Raw genomic sequence first — 19,983 nt, 5'->3', positions numbered from 1 at the left:
CCGGGCGCTCAGCCTGGGATGAGGGTGGTGCTGCGCGGCAGGGCCGCGAGGCGGTCGCCGGCGCAGAGGAAGAGATCGACGCCCTGCGGGATGCGGGCATGGTTGGCGGCCCATTCGGCGGCGAAGCCGGGCGGCGAGCCCTCGACCCGCAGCCGGTGCTCGCGCTCGATGCCCGGGCCGCTGAGGCGCCAGCCATCGCCCTCGGCCAGCGAGGCGACCTGCAGGATCAGCGTCGCCGAGCGGTGCGGCTCCTCCTCGCTGCCGGCGGCGAGCCGGGCAAGCGGCGGCGGCGCGCCGGTCGCCAGCAGGAAGGCCGCCTCGCCCGGCATGGCGGCGATCGGGCAGCCGGCATGGAAGCGTAGCCAAGCCTCGGCCGCCGGCCCGGCATCGAGCCAGACGGGAGTCCCGGCATCGGCAAGGGTCAGCAGCAGCGCCGCCGCCGCGCCGCCGAGCGGGGGCGGGGCCTCGGGCGGCGCGGCGACCCGCTGGACGCGGCCCGGCCGCGCCATCGCCTCCAGCGCCGCCCGGAAGCAGCACTGGGCATCGAGCACCGGATCGGCGAAGCCGGCGGCGAGGGGCATGCGCATCGGCCGGGTCATCGCATCGTCGCCATGGTGAAGAACTGCACCCTTGTTGCCGCCGCCCGCGCCGCCTGCCGCGCCGCGCGCGCCGCCTGGGCCTCGGCCAGCGGCTCGATCACCGCCGCGAGCAAGGCGGGGCGCCGGGCCGGGTCCTGCAGCAGGGCGTCCAGCACCGCGGCGAGCTCGGCCTGCCGGCGGTCCCGGCCGGCGACATAGGCATGGCCGGTCGCGCCGTCGGGCAGGGTGACGCTGCAGCGCGTCACGGTCATCTCGCCGAGATTGAAGGGCTGGCCGTCGCCGCCCTGGCGGCCGCGCAGCATGACGAGGCCGGTCTCCGGCGCGCGCAGGCGCCGATGCGCCGGCAGCGGCGGCAGCCCGTCCAGCCGCGCCGCGATCTCGGCCGCGCTGGCCCGCGCCAGCACCCCCATCCAGCGGCGGCGGGCCGGATCCCCGGCCAGCCCCTGCTGCCCGTCCCCGCCGGGACCGGTTCCTGTGGCTTCGCTCATGCGGCCTTCCTAAAGGTCTAGACATCTGGTTGTCTAGCCGGATAACTAGGCCCAGATGTGCCCTGTCGGAGTGCCGGCGTGGTTGAAGTTTCGATGACAGATGCCGCCGCCTCCGGCGCCGAGGCGACCCTGGCCCGCGGCCGCGGCGTCGCGCTGTGGCGGCAGATCGTCGCCAGCCTGGAGCGGGACATCACCGGCGGCAGGCTGGTTCCGGGCAGCCGGCTGCCGACCGAGGCCGAGCTCACCCAGCGCTTCGCGGTGAACCGCCACACGGTGCGGCGCGCCATGGAGGACCTCGAGGCGCGCGGCCTGGTGCGGATCGAGCAGGGCCGTGGCAGCTTCGTCGCCGAGGACGTGCTGGACTACCCGCTCGGTCCCCGCACCCGCTTCTCCGAGACCATCCGGCGGCAGAACCGCGAGCCACAGGGCCGCATCCTCCGCCTCGAGGAGATCGACGCCGATGCGATCGTGGCCGAGGCGCTGCGGATCCGGCGCGGCAAGCCGGTGGTGATGGCCGAGCGGCAGGGCCTCGCCGATGGCCGGCCGGTGGTGGTCGGCCGGCACTATTTCTCCGTGGCCCGCTTCCCCGCCATGGCCGGGCTGCTCGCCGAGGACCCCTCGATCACCCGGGCGCTGGCCCGGCTCGGCGTGCCGGACTACCGCCGGCATTCGACGCGCATCACCGCCCGCATGCCGACCGCGGAGGAGGCGGCGCTGCTGGACCAGGCGCGCAGCCGGCCGGTGCTGGTCTCCGAGGCGCTGAACGTCGATGCGGCGGGCGAGCCGGTCGAGCTGAGCATCGCCTGTTACGCCGCGGGCCGCGTGCAGATCCTGGTGGAAAGCTGAGCATGGACCAGAGACCCTGGCAGATCACCGGCGGCACCGCGCTGCTGGAAGGGGCGTTGCGGCCGGCCGATATCGCCCTGGCGGCGGGCACCGTCGCCGCAACGCCATCGCCCGGCGCGCGCCGGATCGACGCGCGCGGCCTGCTGGTGCTGCCCGGCCTCGTCGACCTGCATGGCGACGCGCATGAGCGCGGGTTGCAGCCGCGCCCGGGCATCGGCTTCCCGGCGGCGATGGCGGTGCGGGACACGGCGGCGCAGCTTCTCGCCTCCGGCATCACCACGGCCTTCCTCGGCGTCACCCTCTCCTGGGAGCCGGGGCTGCGCTCGCTCGAGTCCTGGCGGGCGCTGATGGCGGCGCTGGAGGCGGCGCGGCCGGAGCTGGCCCTCGATCTCCGGGTGCATCTGCGCTTCGAGGCCGACAATCTCGATGCGCTGGACGATGCGCTGTCGGACATCGCCACGGGGCGAGTGCATCTGCTCGGCTTCAACGACCACACGCCGCCCATCCTGGCGCGCATGGACGACCCGAAGCAGGTGGCGAAATATGCCGGCCGCGCCGGGCTCTCGGCCGAGGATTTCCGCGCGCTGATCGGGCGCGTCGCCGCCCGGCGCGACGCGGTGCCGGAGGCGCGGGCGCGCCTCGCCGCCGCGGCGGCGAAGGCCGGGCTGCCGATGCTGAGCCATGACGATGCGACGCTCGCCGACCGCGCGCTCTAGCGCGCGCTTGGCGCCCGGATCTGCGAATTTCCCATGGCCGAGGCGGTGGCCGACGATGCGCGGGCGCATGGCGAGGCGGTGGTGATGGGCGCGCCGAACGTGGTGCGCGGCGGCAGCCATCTCGGCTGGGCGAGCGCGGCGCCGCTCGCCGAGCGCGGCCTCGTCACCGTGCTGGCGAGCGACTACCACTGGCCGGCGCTGCTCGCCGCCCCCTTCGCCATGGTCCGGCGCGGCCGGATGGACCTGCCGGCGGCCTGGGCGTTGGTCTCGGGCAATCCGGCCGCGGCGGCCGGCCTCGCAGATCGCGGCGCGCTGCGGCCGGGGCTGCGCGGCGACGTGGTGCTGGTCGACCCGGCCGGGCCGGAGGCGGTGGCGGTGTTCTGCGCCGGGCGGCTGGCGCATCTGACCGCCGCCGGGGCGGCGCGGCTCGGATAGCGTGGATCGCGGCCGGCTACTCGGCCGCCAGCCGCTCCGCCGCCGCCGGACGCACCCAGACCGCGGTGTCGTGGAATACGGCGCCGCCCTTCGGCGGGCCGGCATCGTCGCTGGTCAGCAGGTTGATGCCCATGCCGCCGGCGAAATCGCCGTTCGGCCAGACGCTCTCGACGATGACGACGCCCTCCTGCTGTCCCTCGGCGAGCTTCGCGGTCACCACCACCTCGCCCTGGGCATTGCCGAGCCGCACCGCGCCGCCCTCGGCGACGCCGAGCGCCTCGGCGTCGCGCGGATGCAGCAGCGCGGTCGGCCGCTGCTCGCGCCGCCGGGCGCCGGGCGTCTCGGTGAAGGTGGTGTTGAGGAATTGCCGCGCCGGCGCCGTCACCAGACGGAAGGGGCGCTCGGCATCGGCGCCGTCGATCGCCTCCATCTGGTCCGGCAGGGCCGGCATGCCCGCATGGTCGGCGCCGATCGCCGCCCAGTCCGGGGCGAAGCGGAACCGCCCGTCGGGATGGCCGAAGCCCCGCTCGTAATGCGCCGCGGCGAAATCGGGCGCGGCATCCACCCAGCGCGCCGCCGCGACCTCCTCCCAGCCCGGCCAGCCGGAGGCGCGCAGCGTCGCATCGGCGATCTCGCGCGCCGTCATGCGGAAGCCCGGATGCTCGGCGCCGAGGCGGGAGGCGAGGCCCTGCAGCACCTCGTGGTTGGACCGGCACTCGCCCGGCGGCTCGACGATCTTCGGGCCGAGCTGGATATGGGTGTGGCCGCCCGACTGGTAGAGGTCGTCATGCTCGACGAACATCGTCGCCGGCAGGACGATGTCGGCGAGCTTCGCGGTGTCAGTCAGGAATTGCTCGTGCACGCAGGTGAAGAGGTCCTCGCGCAGGAAGCCGCGCCGCACCTTGCCGCTGGCCGGCGCCACCACGGCGGGGTTGGTGTTCTGGATCAGCAGCGCCGTCACCGGCGGGCCCTCGCCGAGGTCGCGGCGGTCGCCGGTCAGCACCGCGCCGATGCGGCTCTGGTCGAGCAGGCGGATGCCGGGGTCGCGCGCGTCCAGCCCCTCGATCAGGGTCTTGTCCCAGTGATAGATGGCGCGGTTGCTCCAGAAGGCGCCGCCGCCGAGGTGGCGCCACTTGCCGGTCACGGTCGGCAGGCAGGTGACGGCATGCAGCGCCGCGGCGCCGTTGCGGCTGCGCGAGAAGCCGTAGCCGCAGCGGATATAGGCGCGGTCGGTGGTGTTGTAGAGCCGGGCGAATGCCTCGATCTCGGCAATGGAGAGGCCCGTGACGGCGCTCGCCCAGGCGGGCCCGCGGGCGGCGAGATGCGCCTCCAGCCCGGCCGGCGCGTCGGAGCGGCGGGCGATGTAGTCGCGGTCGGCATGGCCGTCGCGGAAGGCGATGTGCATCACCGCGCAAGCCAGCGCCGCATCCGTCCCCGGCCGCAGCGCCAGGTGCAGGTCGGCCGCGGCGGCGGTGCCGGTGCGGTAGGGGTCGATGACGACGAGCCTGGCGCCACGCTGCTTCCGGGCGCGGCTGACATGCGTCATCACGTTCACCTGGGTCGCCACCGGGTTGCCGCCCCAGATGACGATGAGGTCGGACTCCGCCATCTCGCGCGGATCGGGACCGCCGAAATGCCCGACGCCCGCCTGCCAGCCGCTCTCGCAGAGCGCGGTGCAGATGGTGTTCTTCTGCCCGGAATAGCGCATGACATGGCGCAGCCGGTGGATGCCGTCGCGCTGCACCAGGCCCATGGTGCCAGCGTAGTAATAGGGCCAGACCGTCTCGCTGCCATATCGGGCGGTGCGCTCGGCGAAGGCCTCGGCGGTGCGGTCGAGCGCCTCGGCCCAGCCGATCTCGCGGAACTGGCCGCTGCCCTTCGGGCCGGTGCGCAGCAGCGGGCGCAGCAGGCGGTCCGGGTGGTGCACCCGCTCGGCATAGCGCGAGACCTTGGCGCAGATGACGCCCGCCGTGTAGCTGTTGGCCGCCGCGCCGCGGACCGCGCCGATGCCGCGCCCGACCCCCTCGGCGTCGCGCGTCACCTCGATCTCGAGGGCGCAGGTCGAGGGGCAGTCATGCGGACAGGTGCTGCCCTGGAAATCGCCGCGCGCCGCGCTCTCCGTCATCGTCCACCGCCCCGTGCCGAACCGAGGCGGCCAGGATAGGCGAGGGGCGCCGCGCTCGCTACGGCCCTGCCGGCCCGCTCCAGCGCATCCGCTGCAGGTCGAGGGCGCAGAGGCCGGTGATGCCCCAGGCCTTGGCATAGGCGGCGACGGCGGCGGGATAGGCCGGGTCGCTCGGGATGCCGGCCGGCCAGTGCGGCGGGTTGAAGGTGGAGATGCCGTTCACCGTCGGGATGTGCCGGACGGCGGCGACGATCATCGCCTCCGAATTATGGTTGTAGGGGTCGGTCACCGCCTCGCCGAAGCGGCTCTCCTGCCGGGCGGCGGAGACCCAGAAGGCGCGGCAGCCGGCGGGCGGCGGCGGCACCGCGGCGAGGCGGCCGGCCTCCAGCGTCCGGTCGAGGAAGAGCGGCGCATAGGAATTCGCCTGCTCGAGCAGCAGCAGCGCGACCAGCGCCAGCCGCGGCAGCACCGGCCAGCGGCGGGAGGAGAGGAAGGCGACGGCCAGCAGCACCACCGCGAGGGTGATGAAGATCTGGTAGCGCGCCACCACCCGCGGCACCTTCGCGCCCGGCACCGCGGCATAGACCAGCGACCAGGCGGTGACGCCGCCGACCTGCACCGTCAGCAGCCAGGTTACGAGGCTCGCCAGGCCGAGCGCGCGCCAAAGGGCGAGCCGCCCCGGCGGCAGGGCCGGGCCGCGGGCGAGCCAAGCGAGTGAGGCGAGGTAGAGCAGCAGCAGCAGCGGCGGCAGCCCGGTCATCCGCTCGCTCCAGGCCGGGAAGCCCGGGCGGAGGGCCTCGTTCAGCGCCTGGACGAGCCAGCCCCAGAGCAGGTTGTCCGGCCCGACATTGATGACGTCGATCGGCTCCGGCGCGTTGCGCACCACATCCGCCCAGGGATGCATGCCGGTCTCGGCCGCCTTGGGCAGGTAGAGGGCGAGGAAGGGCAGGTTCACCAGGACCGCGAGGCCGAGCAACCCGGCAAGGGGCAGCGCCTGCGCCTGCACCGCGCGGAAGAGGTCGCGGCGCTGCGCCGGGCCGGCGACGAGCAGCCAGGCCGGCAGCAGCGCCAGGCCGAGGAAGGCGCTGTACCAGGCCATGTAGAAGCCGGTCAGCAGGCAGGCGGCGAAGAACAGGCAGAAGCCCGCGCCCCAGCCGAGCAGGGCGGCGCGCCGCCCGGCGAGCAGCGCCGCGAGGCCGCGCTCGGCGAGCAGGCCGAGCACCGGCACGAAGGAGACGCTGAAGAGCTGGACGTGGCTGCCGCGGATGAAGAGGTTGTTGCTGACGGTGAAGAGTGCCGCACCGAGCAGCGCCCAGCCGAAGCCGAGGCCGAGGCGCCGCGTCAGCGCCAGGCTGGCGGCGAAGCCGATGGCGCGGATGGTGACGTTGACCAGCTCGCCCGAGAGGAAGGGATCGGCGCCGAGGCTGCGGAAGACCGCATGGATCAGGCCGAAGAGCAGATAGCCGTCATTGTAGCCGAGCGTCGCCGGCACCGGGAAGAAATAGGCGGTGCGGTCCCAGGGCGCGAGGCCGCGCAGGACGTTGTACCAGTGCTCGATGATCGAGAGGGCGATCACGCCGTCATGGCGGTCGCCGAGCAACAGGGTGAAGCCGTTGCCGAGCTGGTAGCGGAAGAAGAAGGCGAGGCAGAGCGCGCCGCAAAGCATCGCGGCCAGCAGCCGCGCCATGGCTCGGTCGCCCCTCACGCCCGGCTCCCGTCCCGTCCGGTCCCGGATGCAGGACAACGCCGCGTCGCGGCGGCGCGATGGCGGATATGGGGAGGGAAGATGGCTCCGGCGGTTGGATTCGAACCAACGACCAACGGATTAACAGTCCGCTGCGCTACCGCTGCGCCACGCCGGATCAGCCAAGGGAGCGGCCGTATAGCACTCATGCCGCGCCCTGTAAGCCCCCTGAAGCCGTTTTCATCCTGCCCGACCGGGCAGGATCCGCCTGGAGGTCCGGGGCGGAATTGAACCGCCGTAGCAGGTTTTGCAGACCTGTGCCTGACCACTCGGCCACCGGACCGCCGGGACGGAGAAACCGCTCCGGGCGCGGGCCCTCTTTGGCGCCGCGATCGGCCAAGGTCAAGCAGGGGCGGCAGAAGGACGCTTGGCGAGGCCGCGCCGCGGCCCCTATAAACCCGCGGCCTCATGTAAGGTAACGGCTTCATGGACTTTGCCGACGCGCGCAAACGCATGGTGGATGGGCAGCTGCGGCCGAACAAGGTGACCGATCCGCGCGTGCTCGACGCGATGCGGGAGCTGCCGCGGGAGAGCTTCGTGCCGGCCGATCTGCGCATGCGCGCCTATGCCGACGAGGACGTGCCGCTGCCCGGCGGCCGCGCGCTGATCGAGCCCATGGTGATCGCCCGTCTCGTCCAGCTCGCCGCGGTGCGGCCGGCCGACCGGGCGCTCGTTCTCTGCGCCGGCACCGGCTATGGTGCGGCGGTGCTGGCGCGCTGCGGCGCGCAGGTGACGGCGGTCGAGTCGGATGCGCAGCTCGCCGGCCTCGCGGCCTCGGCGCTTGCCGCCTGCCTGCCGGCGGGGGCGGTGCGCTACGAACCCGGCAAGCCGGTCGAGGGGCATCCGGCGGGCGCACCCTATGACGTCATCCTGATCGAGGGCGAGATCCCCGAGGTGCCGCCGGCGATCGCTGCGCAACTCGCGGAGGGCGGCCGGCTGGTGACCGTGCTCGGCGGCGGCCGTCGCAGCGGCGTCGCCGTGCTCGCCCGCAAGCTCGGCGGCGCGGTGAGCGTGACCCCGGCCTTCGATTGTGCAACCATCGCTCTGGCGGAATTCGCGCCGGCGCCCGGCTTCGTCTTCTGACGGGCTTCGTCACCTGACGCATGCCCCCGCAGGCGCGGGGGCGAGCGGGCCGAGGAAGGAGAGCTGGCCGCGGCCCGGCGGGCGGGCCCGTTGCGGCCGCCAGCGGGCCGCCTTGCAACGGGTTGTTGCAAAGCTTGCCGCACTTGCTCCATCCGTGCATTGCGGTATGGCGGTCGGGCACGGCCCGTCCAGGCGCAGGCTTCGGGGCCCCGCCTGGATGGCCCGTTGGGACGGAAGGACATGGCTACGATGAGAGTGAATCGCCCCGCCCTGGCGCTGGCCACCGCGCTCCTGGCGCCGGCAGGTCTGCCCCTCGGCGTCCCCGGGGCCGCGGCGCAGACGCTGCCGGAGGCGATGGCGCAATCCTACGCCAACAACCCCTCCCTCCTCGCGGCGCGGGCGCAGCTTCGGTCGGTGGACGAGAACGTGCCGCAGGCCCTGGCCGGCTGGCGGCCGAGCGTCAGCGTGGCGGTCACCGGCGGTTATGTCGATGGCCGGGCGCGGTCGCTGGCGGCCTTCCAGGACCCCGACAATCCCTTCGGCACGATCCGGCGCGGCACGACCACGCATGTCGACCGGCAGCTCTTCACCAGCCAGGTCACCGTCACCCAGCCGATCTTCCGCGGCGGCCGCACCGTCGCCAGCACGCGGCGGGCGGAGAACCAGGTGCTCGGCCAGCGCGCCCGGCTGCTCGCGCAGGAGCAGCAGGTGATGTCGGACACGGTGAACGCGTTCGTGGCGGTGATCCGCGACCAGGAATTGCTGCGGCTCAACATCAACAACGAGCAGGTGCTGACCGAGCAGCTGCGCGCGACGAATGAGCGCTTCCGCGTCGGCGAGATCACCCGCACCGACGTCGCCCAGGCGGAGAGCCGCCTCGCCGCCGCCCGTGCCAGCCGCTCCGGCGCGGAGGGGAGCCTGCAGATCAGCCGCGCCAGCTATCAGCGCACCGTCGGCTCGGTCCCGGCGCGGCTGGTGGCGCCGCAGCCGCTGCGTCCGCCGGTGATGAGCGCCCAGGAGGCGGGCGACGCCGCCGCCAACAACAACCCGGCGGTGGTGGCGCTGCTGTTCGACGAGGCGGCGGCGCGGGATGCGGTCTCGGTCCAGGTGTCGAACCTGATGCCGCAGGTCTCGGTGCAGGGCTCCGCCTTCCGCCAGGACAACTCGCTCGGCACGCATACCCGGACGACCGGCGCCCAGGTCGTCGCCCAGCTTACCGTGCCGATCTACCAGGGCGGCTCGGAATACTCGGCCGTCCGGCAGGCCCGGCAGGCGGCGCAGCAGGCGCGCCAGCAGGTCGAGGACCAGCGCCGCAGCGTGACCCAGGCGGCGACCCAGGCCTGGGAGCAACTTGTCAGCTCCCGGGCGCAGGTCGATTCGCAGCGCGCCGCCATCCGCGCCTCGGAAATCGCCCTCGACGGCGTGCAGCGCGAGGCCATCGTCGGCAGCCGCACCACGCTCGAGGTGCTGAATGCCGAGCAGGAGCTGCTGCAGAACCGGACCAACCTCGTCCAGGCCCTGGCGACGGTGGTGGCGCAATCCTACACCCTGGCCGGCACGGTCGGGCGGCTGACCGCGCAGGACCTCGGATTGCAGGTCGACCCCTACGATATGCGCGCGTATTATAACGCCGTGCGCAACCGTTGGTTTGGGCTCGGGGATTACTCGGGCGTAGCGGAGACTCGCTGATGGCGGATGAGCGGGCCGGACCTGCCGCGGCGCCTCCCTCGGGGGGGGCCGGGGAGCCCAGCATGGAGGACATCCTCGCCTCGATCCGGCGGATCCTGAGCGACGATGTGGTTCCGCCCGCGCCAGGCGCCCTTGCCGAGCCCGCCCTTGCCGAGCCTGTCCTGGGCAGCGTCCCGGATGTCGGGGCCGACCCGGCCGACGAGCCGCTCGACCTCACCGAGGACATGCTCGTGGCCCCCGCCGCGCCGTCCCCGGCCGACCCGCCTGCCGGCGCGCGCGCCGCGCCACCGCCAGCACCACCTCCGACGCCACCCGCCATGGCCAGGCCGGCACAGGTCGCCGCGGCTCCCAAGCCCGCGCCCCGGCTGCCGGACCCTGCCGTGCCGGAAGAATCCCCAACCGCGGAGCGGCCTGCATCGGCCCCCGCCGCGGAGCGGCCTGCACCCTCAGCCGCCGCGGAGCGGCCTGCATCCTCGACCGCCGCGCAACGGCCTGGCTCGGTGCCAGCCGCGCTGGCAGCGGGCGCCTCGGACCCGAGCCTCTTGGCGCCGGCCGCTGCCGCCGCGGCCGCCGCCTCGGTTGGCGCCCTGCTGCGGGCCGTGGCCAGCGACCGCTCCAGCCCGGTCAGCCGCGGCGGGCCGAGCATCGAGGATGTGGTGCGGGAGGAGATCCGCCCGTTGCTGAAGGATTGGCTCGACCGGCACCTGCCGCCGATGGTCGAGCGGCTGGTCCGCGCCGAGATCGAGCGGGTGGTGGGCCAAGCGCTGTCCTGAGCGCTGCCGGAGCGAATCCACCGGGCGCCGCGGCTCGTGCCGCGCAGCCAGGGGGCGCGGAGCAAACCGCCCGGCGCCCAGGGGCAGCGATGGGGGCCGTTGATGTGTCAACATCGACGGCCGTTGGTATGCCCCCTTGACGGGGGCCGGGGCGCGGAACACGGATGCGCCCATGCTGGACAAGACCCTGACCCCGGGCAGCTTCGAGACCCGCCTCTACGAGGGCTGGGAGCGCTCGGGCGCCTTCGCCTGCGACCCGACGAGCAGCGCCGCCCCCTTCACCATCATGATCCCGCCGCCCAATGTCACGGGCAGCCTGCATATGGGTCATGCGCTGACCTTCACCATCCAGGACGCGCTGATCCGCTGGCGCCGGATGCAGGGCCGCGACGCGCTCTGGCAGCCGGGGACGGACCATGCCGGCATCGCCACCCAGATGGTGGTGGAGCGGCTGCTGGCCAGCGAGGGCAACCAGGACCGCCGCAGCCTGGGCCGTGAGGGGTTCGTCGAGCGGGTCTGGCAGTGGAAGGCGGAGAGCGGCGGCACCATCACCCGCCAGCTCCGCCGGCTCGGCGCCAGCCTCGACTGGCCGCGCGAGCGCTTCACCATGGATGCGGGCCTCTCGGCCGCGGTGCGGGAGGTCTTCGTCACCCTGCACCGACAGGGGCTGATCTACCGCGACCGCCGCTTGGTGAACTGGGACCCGAAGCTGCAGACCGCGATCTCCGACCTCGAGGTCGAGAGCCGGGAGATGAAGGGGAGTCTCTGGTATCTGCGCTACCCGGTGGAGGGCGCGCCGGGCGAGGTCATCACCGTCGCGACCACCCGGCCGGAGACCATGCTCGGCGACACCGCCGTCGCGGTGCACCCGGAGGATCCGCGCTTCGCCCGTCTCATTGGCCGGCGGGTGATCCTGCCGCTGGTCGGCCGCGCCATCCCGGTGGTCGCCGACAGCTATTCCGACCCGGAGAAGGGCACCGGCGCGGTGAAGATCACGCCGGCGCACGACTTCAACGATTTCGAGGTCGGCCGGCGCCACGACCTGCCGATGCCGAGCGTGCTGGATGCCGAGGCGCGTATCTGCCTCGACGAGATCGCCGGCGATCTGCGCGAGGTCGAGGGCGTGGCCGAGCCGGACTTCGTCCGCTCCCTCGCCGGTCAGGACCGCTTCGCCGCGCGGAAGGCCATCGTCGCCAGGCTCGAAGAGCTTGGGCTCCTGGAAAGGATCGAGCCGCACACCAACCAGGTGCCGCATGGCGACCGCGGCGGCGTGCCGATCGAGCCGCGTCTCACCTGGCAGTGGTATTGCGACGCCGCGACCCTGGCGAAGCCCTGCGTCGCGGCGGTCGAGGATGGCCGCATGCGCTTCGTGCCGAAGCAGTGGGAGAACACCTTCTTCGCCTGGATGCGCGACATCCAGCCCTGGTGCGTCTCCCGCCAGCTCTGGTGGGGGCACCAGATCCCGGCCTGGTACGCGCCGGATGGCAGCATCTTCGTCGAGAGGACCGAGGAGGAGGCGAGGGCCGCGGCACGGGCGAAATTCGGCGCCGAGGTGGCGCTGACCCGCGACCCGGACGTGCTCGACACCTGGTTCTCCTCCGCTCTCTGGCCCTTCAGCACCCTCGGCTGGCCGGAGAAGACCGCGGAGGTCGCGCGCTACTATCCCGGCGACGTGCTGGTCACGGGCTTCGACATCATCTTCTTCTGGGTCGCCCGGATGATGATGATGGGCATGCATTTCATGGGGGATGTGCCCTTCCGCGACATCTACATCCACGGCCTGGTCCGCGACGAGAAGGGCCAGAAGATGTCGAAGTCGAAGGGGAACGTCATGGATCCCCTGGAGCTGATCGACGCCTATGGCGCCGATGCGCTCCGCTTCACCATCTGCGCGCTCACCGGCCCCGGCCGCGACGTGAAGCTCGGCCGCAAGCGGGTCGAGGACTATCGCGGCTTCGTCACCAAGCTGTGGAACGCGGCCCGCTTCCTCGAGATGAACGGCGTGCGGCCGGAGCCCGGCTTCGACACGGCGGCGGCGCGGGGGCCGCTGGCGCGCTGGATCCTCGATGCCGCCAACCGCGCGGTGGCGGAGGCGACGGCGGCGCTCGAGGCCTATCGCTTCGACGAGTATGCCGGCGCCTGCTACCGCTTCGTCTGGAACAGCTTCTGCGACTGGTTCATCGAATTCGCCAAGCCGGTGCTGAACGGCCCGGATGGCGCCGAGAAGGACGAGATCCGCGGCGCGGCGCAGCATGTGCTCGGCACGGTGCTGCGGCTGCTGCATCCGGCCATCCCCTTCGTCACCGAGGAGCTCTGGGACCGCTTCGGCTACGGGCCGGAGTGCAGCCTGATCCGCGCCGCCTGGCCGGTGCCGGTCGCGGTCGAGGGAGCCGAGGCGGCGCGCGAGGAGCTGGACTGGGTGGTGCGGCTGGTCGGCGAGGTGCGCGCCGTGCGCTCCGAGGTGAACGTCCCGCCCTCCGTCACCACGCCGCTGCTGCTGCGCGATGCGGCGCCGGAGAGCCTGGCGCGCATCGAGCGCTGGAGCGAGGCGATCCGCCGCCTCGGTCGCGTGACCGAGGTGACGCCGCTCACCGGCGAGCCGCCCAAGGGTGTGGCGCAGGTGGTGGTGGGTGAGGCGACGGTGATGCTGCCGCTTGCCGGCGTCATCGACTTCGCCGCCGAGCGCGCCCGCCTGGCGAAGGAGCGCGGCAAGGCCGAGGGCGAGGCGCGCAAGGTCGAGGCGAAGCTCGGCAATGCCGATTTCATCGCTCGCGCCCCCGAGGAGGTGGTGGAGGAGAACCGCGAGCGGCTGCAGGCGGCGCGGGCCGAGATGGCGCGGCTCGACGCGGCGCTGGCGCGGATCGCCGGATAGGGCGCACGCCCTCCCGCGATCCGCGCTATCCCGCCGCCGCGCCGCTGAGCTTCACCAGCTCGCGCATCCGCGGCTCCTGCGCCCGGACATAGGTGGCGAACTCCTCCGGCCCCACCCGCCAGGGGGAGGCGCCGTTCTCGGTATAGACCTTCACCAGCGTCGGGTTGGCGAGGGCCTTCAGCGACAGCTCCGCGATGCGCTGCACCTGGGCCGGCGGCAGGCCGGCCGGGGCGATCAGCCCGTTCCAGCTCGACAGATCGAAGCCGGGCAGGAATTCGGCCAGGGTCGGCAGATCGGGCAGCATCGGGCTGCGCTCCAGGCTGGCGACGGCCAGCGCCCGCACCTTGCCGTCGCGCACCGCGCCGATCGGGCCGGCGATGTTGTCGACCAGCACCTGCACCTGCCCGGCCATCAGGTCGATCAGGGCCGGGGCGCCGCCGCGATACTGCACGAAGGGCATCTCGGTGCCGGTGCGCGTCTTGAACAGCTCGGCCGTCAGGTGCGGCGTCGTGCCGGCGCCGCCGGTCGCGTAGTTGTAGCGGCCGGGATTGGCCTTCAGCAGCGCGATCAACTCCGGCACGCTGCGCGCCGGGACCGCGTTGTTGATGATGAGGATGTTGGACTGGCGATAGAGGCCGGAGATGAAGCTGTAGTCCCGCGCCGGGTCGTAGGGCAGGTTGGGGAAGAGCGAGGGCGCGATGGCGAGGTTGGCGACGCCGCCCAGCCCGACCGTATAGCCATCGGCGCGAGATTTCGCGATGGCGTCGCTGCCGACGGTGCCGCCGGCGCCGGTGCGGTTCTCGACCACGAATTGCTGGCCGGTCAGCTCGGTCATCGCCTGGCACCAGGCGCGCGAGAGGATGTCGTTGGCGCCGCCCGGGGCGTAGAGGTTGATGTAGCGCACCACCTGGCTGGGCCAGTCGGTGCCCTGGCCGCGGGCAAGGCGCGGCGCGGCGAGGGCCGGCGCGCCCAAAGCGAGGGCGAGCGCGCGGCGGCGGGTCGTTACGGGCGGCGTCATGGCGTCTCCTCCGGGCGGCTCTGCGGCCGTTCGCGGAGCAGTCTGCGGCGCCAGCGGGCCGGCAGGCCAGTGGAAACGGCTGGCCGGCCGCTGCCCCAGGTCGCTCAGCGGCCGCGCCGCGATCCCTGCGCCGCCGCCGGCGCCTGCTGCCGCTCGTAATAGAAGGTGCCGCAGAGCTCGCCCTCATCGGCGGATTTCGGGATCGCCTGGCTGGAGAAGGCGGCGAAGGCGCGGCCCGTCGCCGGGGCCCGCTCGCCGATCGGCCGCGGCGTCCAGACGGCGATGAGGCGCACCGGCCGGCCGTTGCCGCAGAGCCGGCTGCCGCGCAGCAGCACCGGATTGCCCGGCACCGTCACCTTGTAGAAGGTCGCGCTGACGCGCTGGCCGTCCACCATGAAGTCGGCGGCCTCGCCGGCCGGCTCGAGGGCCAGGGAGGCGCGGCTGCCGAAGGTGATCCGCTCGGGCGTGAAGCTGACCTGGCCGGTGATCGCCCGGGCGGTGGTGCTGTCCGGCTCCCAGCGCTCCGGCTCGGGCGGCGGCTGCGGCAGCGGCGCCGTGTCCGGATTGGTCAGGCTGTCCGGCAGGGCGAGCCTGTCCGGAAGGGTGAGCTGGGCCCCGGCGGGGCCGGCCACGAGCAGCGCGATGCCGAGCGTCGCCACCAGTCTCGCCTGCATGCCTCGATCTCCTGTCTGGATTCTCTCGCCGCCATCCTATCGCGGATCGGGGCCGGATCGGGATGCATTCGTTGCGGCCTCGCGCCGTGGCCGCGGCTTGGTGCCTGGCCGCCACGGGACGCCTTGCGCCCGGCCGGCAGGAAGGGAAGATGGCGGAACGCCTTACCCCAGGGAAACGCCCGATGACCAAGTGGGACAAGTCCAGGCTGCCGAGCCGCCACACCACCGTGGGGCCCGACCGCGCGCCGCATCGCAGCTACTACTACGCCATGGGCCTGACCGAGGCGGAGATCGAGCAGCCCTTCGTCGGCGTCGCCACCTGCTGGAACGAGGCGGCCCCCTGCAACATCGACCTCGCGCGCCAGGCGCAGAGCGTGAAGGTCGGGGTGAAGGAGGCGGGCGGCACGCCGCGCGAATTCACCACCATCACGGTGACGGATGGCATCGCCATGGGGCATCAAGGGATGAAGTCCTCGCTCGCCTCGCGCGAAGCCATCGCCGATACGGTCGAGCTGACCATGCGCGGCCACTGCTACGATGCCATGGTCTGCCTCGCGGGCTGCGACAAGTCGCTGCCGGGGATGATGATGGCGATGCTGCGCCTCAACGTCCCGAGCGTCTTCATGTATGGCGGCTCCATCCTGCCCGGGAAGTACCAGGGGCGCGACGTCACCGTGGTCGACGTGTTCGAGGCGGTCGGCCAGCATGCCGCGGGCAACATGTCGGATGCCGAGCTGCACGCCCTGGAATGCGTCGCCTGCCCCTCCAGCGGCTCCTGCGGCGGCCAGTTCACCGCCAACACCATGGCGACGGTGAGCGAGGCGATCGGCCTGGCCCTGCCGGGCTCCGCCGGCACGCCCGCGCCCTATGAGGAGCGCGACCGCTGGGCGCTCGAATCCGGCAAGGCGGTGATGGACTTGGTGCGGCGCAACCTGCGCCCGCGCGACATCGTCACCCGCAAGGCGCTGGAGAATGCCGCGGTGGTGGTGGGCGCCACCGGCGGCTCGACCAATGCCGGGCTGCACCTGCCCGCCATGGCGCATGAGGCGGGCATCGACTTCACGATGGATGATGTCGTGAACATCATGCGCCGCACGCCCTATATCGGCGACCTGAAGCCGGGCGGGAAATACGTCGCCTACGACGTCTACAAGATCGGCGGCATCCCGGTGATCATCAAGGCGCTGCTCGATGCCGGGCTGCTGCATGGCGACTGCATCACCGTCACCGGGAAGACGCTGGCCGAGAACCATGCGGATGTGGTCTTCCCGACCGACCAGGACGTGATCTATCCGGTGAGCAAGGCGCTGTCGCCGACCGGCGGCGTGGTCGGGCTGAAGGGCAACCTGGCGCCGGACGGCGCGATCGTGAAGATCGCCGGCATGAAGACGCTGCGCTTCGAAGGGCGGGCGCTCTGCTTCGACAGCGAGGAGGCAGCCTTCCAGGCGGTCGACCAGCGCGCCTACAAGGCGGGCGACGTCCTCATCATCCGCTATGAGGGTCCGAAGGGCGGGCCCGGCATGCGGGAGATGCTCTCGACCACCGCCGCGATCTACGGCCAGGGCATGGGCGAGCAGGTGGCGCTCATCACCGATGGGCGCTTCAGCGGCGCGACGCGCGGCTTCTGCATCGGCCATGTCGGGCCGGAGGCGGCGGTGGGCGGGCCCATCGCGCTGCTGCAGGATGGCGACCGCATCGTCATCGATGCCGAGAAGGGCACGATCGACATGCTGGTGGAAGAGGCGGAGATCGCCCGCCGCCGCGCCGCCTGGCAGCCGCGGCGGACGGATTACAATGCCGGTGCCCTCTGGAAATACGCGCAGCTCGTCGGGCCGGCGCATCTCGGCGCCGTGACGCATCCCGGCGCGAAGGCGGAGACGCATGTTTATGCCGATCAATAGGCCGGCGCATCGGGGCGGGCCGGTGACGCGGTTGTAAGCGGCGCCTTTCGGCGGCTGCCCGCGTTTCGCCGCAAGCGCGGTGTCTGATCGCGGGCAGGAGGAGTACCGCCGATGCGTCTCTTGCGATCGCTTCTGCTGATCCCGTTGCTTGCGGGGCTCGGCGGCTGCGCCGTCTATCCCGCCCCCTATTACGGGCGGCCCTATGCCGCGCCGCCGCCACCGCCCGCCTATTACGCCCGCCCCTATTACGGCTGGGGCCGGCCCTATGGCTGGGGCTATCGCCGCTGGTAGCGGCGGCGCCGCGCCGGCGGCAGCTGCCGGGCTAGAGCGTGATCGCTTGAGGCGGACTCACCGAAAAGCGTGCATCACGCGATCAAACAACGGCCTGGACCATGATCCGCGACCCTGTGCGAGCGGATCATGGTCCAGCGCATCTTCCGTTCGCCTGCGTTCACGGCAGATGCTTTAGCCTATTGTTTTCAGGGTATCTTCACCCGCTCGAGTGTTTCCGCTCGAACGGGATCTGCTCTAGCGGAGCTCGCACCAGACCGGGGCGTGGTCGCTCGGCTGCTCCTCGGCCCGCGCGGCGACATCGACGCCGCATTTGGTGAGCCGCTCGGCCAGTTCCGGGCTGAGCAGGATGTGGTCGATCCGCAGACCTCGATTGGATTCGAAGGCCGGGCCGTAATCCCAGTAGGTATAGGGCGCGTCCTGCGGATGCAGCGCCCGCAGCGCATCGGTCATGCCGGCATGCAGCAGGATGCGGAACCGGGCCCGGCTCTCCAGCCGCACCAGCGCATCGGTTGGCGGCAGGGCGCCCGGCGCCAGATCGGCCTCGGTCGGGCAGACATTGAAGTCGCCGAGCAGGGCGAGGGGCTGGAAGGCGTCGAGCCGCGCCTGCGCCCAGTCGGAGAGACGCTCCATCCAGCGCAGCTTGTAGGCGAAGCCCTCGGCACCGCCGGAATTGCCGTTGGGCAGATAGAGGCCGGCGATCTCCATCGCCTCCGTGCGCACCGCGATGAAGCGTGCCTGGGCATCGCCGTCATCGCCCGGCAAGGCCTCCGCCGTCACCTCGAAGGGAATGCGGCCGAGCACCGCGACGCCGTTGCGCCCGCCCGTCTGGCCAACGGCGTGCAGCCTGTAACCCTCCGCCGCCAGGGCCGCCGGAACCTCCTCCGTGCGGCATTTCAGCTCCTGCAGGAAGACAAGGTCCGGGCTGTGCCGGGCCAGGAAGCGCTGCAGGTGCGGGACGCGCCGGCGGATGGAGTTGACGTTGAAGGTAGCGAGGCGGGTCATGCGCCCAGCATCGCCGCTGCCGCCCCGTTTGATAAGCCGTCAGGCGACGGCGAAGCTCACCCCGCAGCCGCAGCCGGAGACCGCCTGCGGATTCCGGATGGTGAAATGGGCGCCGATCAGCGCCTCGTTCCAGTCGAGTTCGGCTCCGGCCAGCAGGTCGAGCGAGACCGGATCGACGAAGACGCGGGTCTCGCCGGCCGCGACGACGAGATCGTCCGGCGCCGCCTGGTCCTCCAGGGCGAAGCCATACTGGAAGCCGGAGCAGCCGCCGGCGCTGACAGAGACGCGGAGCCCGGCCGCCGGGCGGCCCTCGCGGCGGGCGATCTCCGCCACCTGGGCGGCCGCGCGGGGCGTCACGCGGAAGGAGGGCAGGTCGGAACCATCGGGCATCGATCTCTCCTGGCGGCCCCGCTACGCCGGGCCGCCGTCATCTTTGCCCGTGAAGATAGGGGGCAGGGCACCGGAATTCCAACCGGCGGCGCTGTTGCGGGCCCCTGGCCGGCCTGTTAGGCAACCGGCATGACGCACGAGGCCCGCGCCGAGCCGACTGTCCAGCCCCTCGGCGAGCCGCTCGCCCCTTGGGCCGTCCGGCCCGAGACCTCCCGCGGCCGGCTGCATGCGGAGCCGGCCGGCGACCCGCGCTCGCCCTTCCAGCGGGACCGCGACCGCATCATCCATACCGGCGCCTTCCGCCGGCTGCAGTACAAGACCCAGGTCTTCGTCTTCCATGAAGGCGACTACTTCCGCACCCGCCTGACCCATTCCATCGAGGTGGCACAGATCGCCCGCGCCATCGCCCGCCGGCTGCGGCTGGACGAGGACTTGGCGGAGGCGCTGGCGCTGGCGCACGACCTCGGCCACCCGCCCTTCGGCCATGCCGGGGAGGAGGCGCTGGACGGCCAGATGCGCCCCTATGGCGGCTTCGACCACAATGCCCAGTCGCTCAAGGTCGTGACTCTGCTGGAGGCGCGCTACGCCGCCTTCGACGGACTGAACCTCTGCTGGGAGACGCTGGAGGGGCTGGCCAAGCACAACGGCCCGGTGCGGCGCCCGGCCACCTATGTCGCGGAATACGACGCTCGCCACCCGCTCGACCTCACCAGCCATGCCTCGGCCGAGGCGCAGGTCGCGGCGCTGGCCGACGACATCGCCTACAACAATCACGACCTGGATGACGGGATCCGCGCCCGCTTCTTCACCCTGGAGGAGGCGGCGGCCCTGCCGCTGATCGGCGATGCCTATCAGGAGGCGCGGGCCAACCACCCGACGGCGGCGCGCGAGCGCCTGACCACCGAGACGGTGCGCCGGGTCATCAACGCCATGGTGCAGGACGTGGTGCGCGAGACGGCGCGCCGCATCGCCGCGATCGCGCCGCGCAGCGCCGACGACATCCGCGCCGCGCCGGAGCCGGTCGTCGCCTTCTCGGCGCCGATGCAGGAGGCGAACCTGCTGATCCGGGATTTCCTGTTCCACCGCATGTACCGCCACTGGCGGGTGAACCGCGCCATGCAGAAGTCGAAGCGGGCCAGCCAGATGGTCTTCCAGCTCCTGCATGGCGGGCCCCAGATGCTGCCGGACGAGTGGCGCGAGAGGGCCGGCGAGCCGGGCTCGCCGCAGGCGGCGCGGGTGGTCTGCGACTACATCGCCGGCATGACCGACCGCTACGCGCTCGAGGAGCATCGCCGGCTGACCGATCCGAACATCCCGGGCTGACCGGGCGCGGG

At 72.6% G+C, this 19,983-nt stretch carries 18 protein-coding genes and 2 tRNA genes; 10 read left to right on the top strand and 10 right to left on the bottom strand.

The features are described 5' to 3' along the window. Positions 1–8: 8 nt before the first annotated feature. The gene (phnH, locus tag HJG45_RS11770; RefSeq protein ID WP_171612318.1) at positions 9–599 is read right to left on the bottom strand and encodes a phosphonate C-P lyase system protein PhnH; all 591 of its coding nucleotides are present in this window, start codon (positions 597–599) and stop codon (positions 9–11) included. Then, positions 596–1,087 carry a phosphonate C-P lyase system protein PhnG gene (gene phnG / locus HJG45_RS11765; RefSeq protein ID WP_302479741.1) on the bottom strand — a complete coding sequence of 164 codons (492 nt, stop codon included), beginning with the start codon at positions 1,085–1,087 and terminating at the stop codon, positions 596–598. Before phnG ends, phnH begins: the two co-directional genes overlap by 4 nt. 93 nt (positions 1,088–1,180) lie before the next feature. Here phnG and phnF point away from each other — a divergent pair, with 93 nt between their 5' ends. The 3 genes from phnF to HJG45_RS11750 are packed head-to-tail and all read left to right on the top strand — an operon-like array spanning position 1,181 to position 3,084. Continuing rightward, the gene (gene phnF / locus HJG45_RS11760) at positions 1,181–1,933 is read left to right on the top strand and encodes a phosphonate metabolism transcriptional regulator PhnF (protein WP_171612317.1); all 753 of its coding nucleotides are present in this window, start codon (positions 1,181–1,183) and stop codon (positions 1,931–1,933) included. Between the two features lie 2 nt (positions 1,934–1,935). Continuing rightward, positions 1,936–2,649, top strand: coding sequence for a hypothetical protein (locus HJG45_RS11755; protein WP_171612316.1), 714 nt, complete (start codon positions 1,936–1,938; stop codon positions 2,647–2,649). A 33-nt stretch (positions 2,650–2,682) separates the two neighbouring features. After that, the gene (locus tag HJG45_RS11750) at positions 2,683–3,084 is read left to right on the top strand and encodes a hypothetical protein (protein ID WP_171612315.1); all 402 of its coding nucleotides are present in this window, start codon (positions 2,683–2,685) and stop codon (positions 3,082–3,084) included. Positions 3,085–3,100: 16 nt separating this feature from the next. Here the strand turns inward: HJG45_RS11750 and HJG45_RS11745 are convergent, their stop codons facing one another. The 4 genes from HJG45_RS11745 to HJG45_RS11730 form a co-directional block, all read right to left on the bottom strand. Further along, a complete protein-coding gene (locus HJG45_RS11745; protein WP_171612314.1) occupies positions 3,101–5,209 on the bottom strand; it encodes a molybdopterin-dependent oxidoreductase in 2,109 nt (702 codons plus the stop codon). 58 nt (positions 5,210–5,267) lie between these two features. Beyond that, on the bottom strand, positions 5,268–6,914 hold the full coding sequence (locus HJG45_RS11740; protein WP_171612313.1) for a hypothetical protein: 1,647 nt from the start codon (positions 6,912–6,914) through the stop codon (positions 5,268–5,270). An 82-nt stretch (positions 6,915–6,996) separates the two neighbouring features. Then, a tRNA-Asn gene (locus tag HJG45_RS11735) sits at positions 6,997–7,071 on the bottom strand. Positions 7,072–7,162: 91 nt separating this feature from the next. Beyond that, positions 7,163–7,236 (bottom strand) — tRNA-Cys (locus HJG45_RS11730). Between the two features lie 143 nt (positions 7,237–7,379). On the opposite strand from HJG45_RS11730, the gene HJG45_RS11725 reads away from it, so the two are divergent. From HJG45_RS11725 to HJG45_RS11710, 4 genes are all read left to right on the top strand, one after another. Continuing rightward, entirely contained in the window at positions 7,380–8,036 is a 657-nt protein-coding gene (locus HJG45_RS11725) for a protein-L-isoaspartate O-methyltransferase (protein ID WP_171612312.1), read from the top strand. A 249-nt stretch (positions 8,037–8,285) separates the two neighbouring features. Next, the gene (locus tag HJG45_RS11720; protein ID WP_171612311.1) at positions 8,286–9,725 is read left to right on the top strand and encodes a TolC family outer membrane protein; all 1,440 of its coding nucleotides are present in this window, start codon (positions 8,286–8,288) and stop codon (positions 9,723–9,725) included. A 542-nt stretch (positions 9,726–10,267) separates the two neighbouring features. After that, on the top strand, positions 10,268–10,498 hold the full coding sequence (locus tag HJG45_RS28730; RefSeq protein ID WP_171612310.1) for a DUF2497 domain-containing protein: 231 nt from the start codon (positions 10,268–10,270) through the stop codon (positions 10,496–10,498). A 172-nt stretch (positions 10,499–10,670) separates the two neighbouring features. Next, positions 10,671–13,370, top strand: coding sequence for a valine--tRNA ligase (locus tag HJG45_RS11710; protein ID WP_171612309.1), 2,700 nt, complete (start codon positions 10,671–10,673; stop codon positions 13,368–13,370). 25 nt (positions 13,371–13,395) lie between these two features. Here the strand turns inward: HJG45_RS11710 and HJG45_RS11705 are convergent, their stop codons facing one another. Together HJG45_RS11705 and HJG45_RS11700 are read right to left on the bottom strand one after the other, a co-directional pair. After that, positions 13,396–14,388, bottom strand: coding sequence for a tripartite tricarboxylate transporter substrate binding protein (locus HJG45_RS11705; protein ID WP_171612308.1), 993 nt, complete (start codon positions 14,386–14,388; stop codon positions 13,396–13,398). Between the two features lie 104 nt (positions 14,389–14,492). After that, on the bottom strand, positions 14,493–15,062 hold the full coding sequence (locus HJG45_RS11700) for a hypothetical protein (RefSeq protein ID WP_171612307.1): 570 nt from the start codon (positions 15,060–15,062) through the stop codon (positions 14,493–14,495). Positions 15,063–15,244: 182 nt separating this feature from the next. On the opposite strand from HJG45_RS11700, the gene ilvD reads away from it, so the two are divergent. Further along, positions 15,245–16,963, top strand: a complete 1,719-nt coding sequence (gene ilvD / locus HJG45_RS11695) for a dihydroxy-acid dehydratase (protein ID WP_171612306.1) — start codon at positions 15,245–15,247, stop codon at positions 16,961–16,963. A gap of 111 nt (positions 16,964–17,074) precedes the next feature. Continuing rightward, positions 17,075–17,254 (top strand): hypothetical protein, encoded by a 180-nt coding sequence (locus HJG45_RS11690; RefSeq protein ID WP_171612305.1) that lies wholly within the window; start codon positions 17,075–17,077, stop codon positions 17,252–17,254. A 237-nt stretch (positions 17,255–17,491) separates the two neighbouring features. Here HJG45_RS11690 and xth read toward each other — a convergent pair whose 3' ends face one another. Then, positions 17,492–18,259: an exodeoxyribonuclease III gene (gene xth / locus HJG45_RS11685; protein WP_171612304.1), complete on the bottom strand. Its 768-nt coding sequence runs from the start codon at positions 18,257–18,259 to the stop codon at positions 17,492–17,494. A 39-nt stretch (positions 18,260–18,298) separates the two neighbouring features. Beyond that, positions 18,299–18,649 (bottom strand): iron-sulfur cluster assembly accessory protein, encoded by a 351-nt coding sequence (locus HJG45_RS11680; protein WP_171612303.1) that lies wholly within the window; start codon positions 18,647–18,649, stop codon positions 18,299–18,301. A gap of 129 nt (positions 18,650–18,778) precedes the next feature. On the opposite strand from HJG45_RS11680, the gene HJG45_RS11675 reads away from it, so the two are divergent. After that, a complete protein-coding gene (locus HJG45_RS11675) occupies positions 18,779–19,972 on the top strand; it encodes a deoxyguanosinetriphosphate triphosphohydrolase (protein ID WP_171612302.1) in 1,194 nt (397 codons plus the stop codon). Positions 19,973–19,983: the final 11 nt, after the last annotated feature.

The sequence above is a fragment of the Roseicella sp. DB1501 genome (genome assembly GCF_013112485.1).
Classification (GTDB): Bacteria; Pseudomonadota; Alphaproteobacteria; order Acetobacterales; family Acetobacteraceae; genus Paracraurococcus.
Note: the sequence above shows the minus strand (reverse complement) of the source record. Positions and strands in the feature narration are given on the sequence as shown.

Coding starts and splice junctions, on each gene's coding strand:
- HJG45_RS11710 (WP_171612309.1), top strand. CDS start 10,671: ATGCTGGACAAGACCCTGACCCCGGGCAGCTTCGAGACCCGCCTCTAC.
- HJG45_RS11690 (WP_171612305.1), top strand. CDS start 17,075: ATGCGTCTCTTGCGATCGCTTCTGCTGATCCCGTTGCTTGCGGGGCTC.
- HJG45_RS11700 (WP_171612307.1), bottom strand. CDS start 15,062: ATGCAGGCGAGACTGGTGGCGACGCTCGGCATCGCGCTGCTCGTGGCC.
- ilvD (WP_171612306.1), top strand. CDS start 15,245: ATGACCAAGTGGGACAAGTCCAGGCTGCCGAGCCGCCACACCACCGTG.
- HJG45_RS11750 (WP_171612315.1), top strand. CDS start 2,683: ATGGCCGAGGCGGTGGCCGACGATGCGCGGGCGCATGGCGAGGCGGTG.
- HJG45_RS11720 (WP_171612311.1), top strand. CDS start 8,286: ATGAGAGTGAATCGCCCCGCCCTGGCGCTGGCCACCGCGCTCCTGGCG.
- HJG45_RS11705 (WP_171612308.1), bottom strand. CDS start 14,388: ATGACGCCGCCCGTAACGACCCGCCGCCGCGCGCTCGCCCTCGCTTTG.
- HJG45_RS11755 (WP_171612316.1), top strand. CDS start 1,936: ATGGACCAGAGACCCTGGCAGATCACCGGCGGCACCGCGCTGCTGGAA.
- phnG (WP_302479741.1), bottom strand. CDS start 1,087: ATGAGCGAAGCCACAGGAACCGGTCCCGGCGGGGACGGGCAGCAGGGG.
- HJG45_RS11675 (WP_171612302.1), top strand. CDS start 18,779: ATGACGCACGAGGCCCGCGCCGAGCCGACTGTCCAGCCCCTCGGCGAG.
- xth (WP_171612304.1), bottom strand. CDS start 18,259: ATGACCCGCCTCGCTACCTTCAACGTCAACTCCATCCGCCGGCGCGTC.
- HJG45_RS11725 (WP_171612312.1), top strand. CDS start 7,380: ATGGACTTTGCCGACGCGCGCAAACGCATGGTGGATGGGCAGCTGCGG.
- HJG45_RS11745 (WP_171612314.1), bottom strand. CDS start 5,209: ATGACGGAGAGCGCGGCGCGCGGCGATTTCCAGGGCAGCACCTGTCCG.
- HJG45_RS11680 (WP_171612303.1), bottom strand. CDS start 18,649: ATGCCCGATGGTTCCGACCTGCCCTCCTTCCGCGTGACGCCCCGCGCG.
- phnH (WP_171612318.1), bottom strand. CDS start 599: ATGACCCGGCCGATGCGCATGCCCCTCGCCGCCGGCTTCGCCGATCCG.
- phnF (WP_171612317.1), top strand. CDS start 1,181: ATGACAGATGCCGCCGCCTCCGGCGCCGAGGCGACCCTGGCCCGCGGC.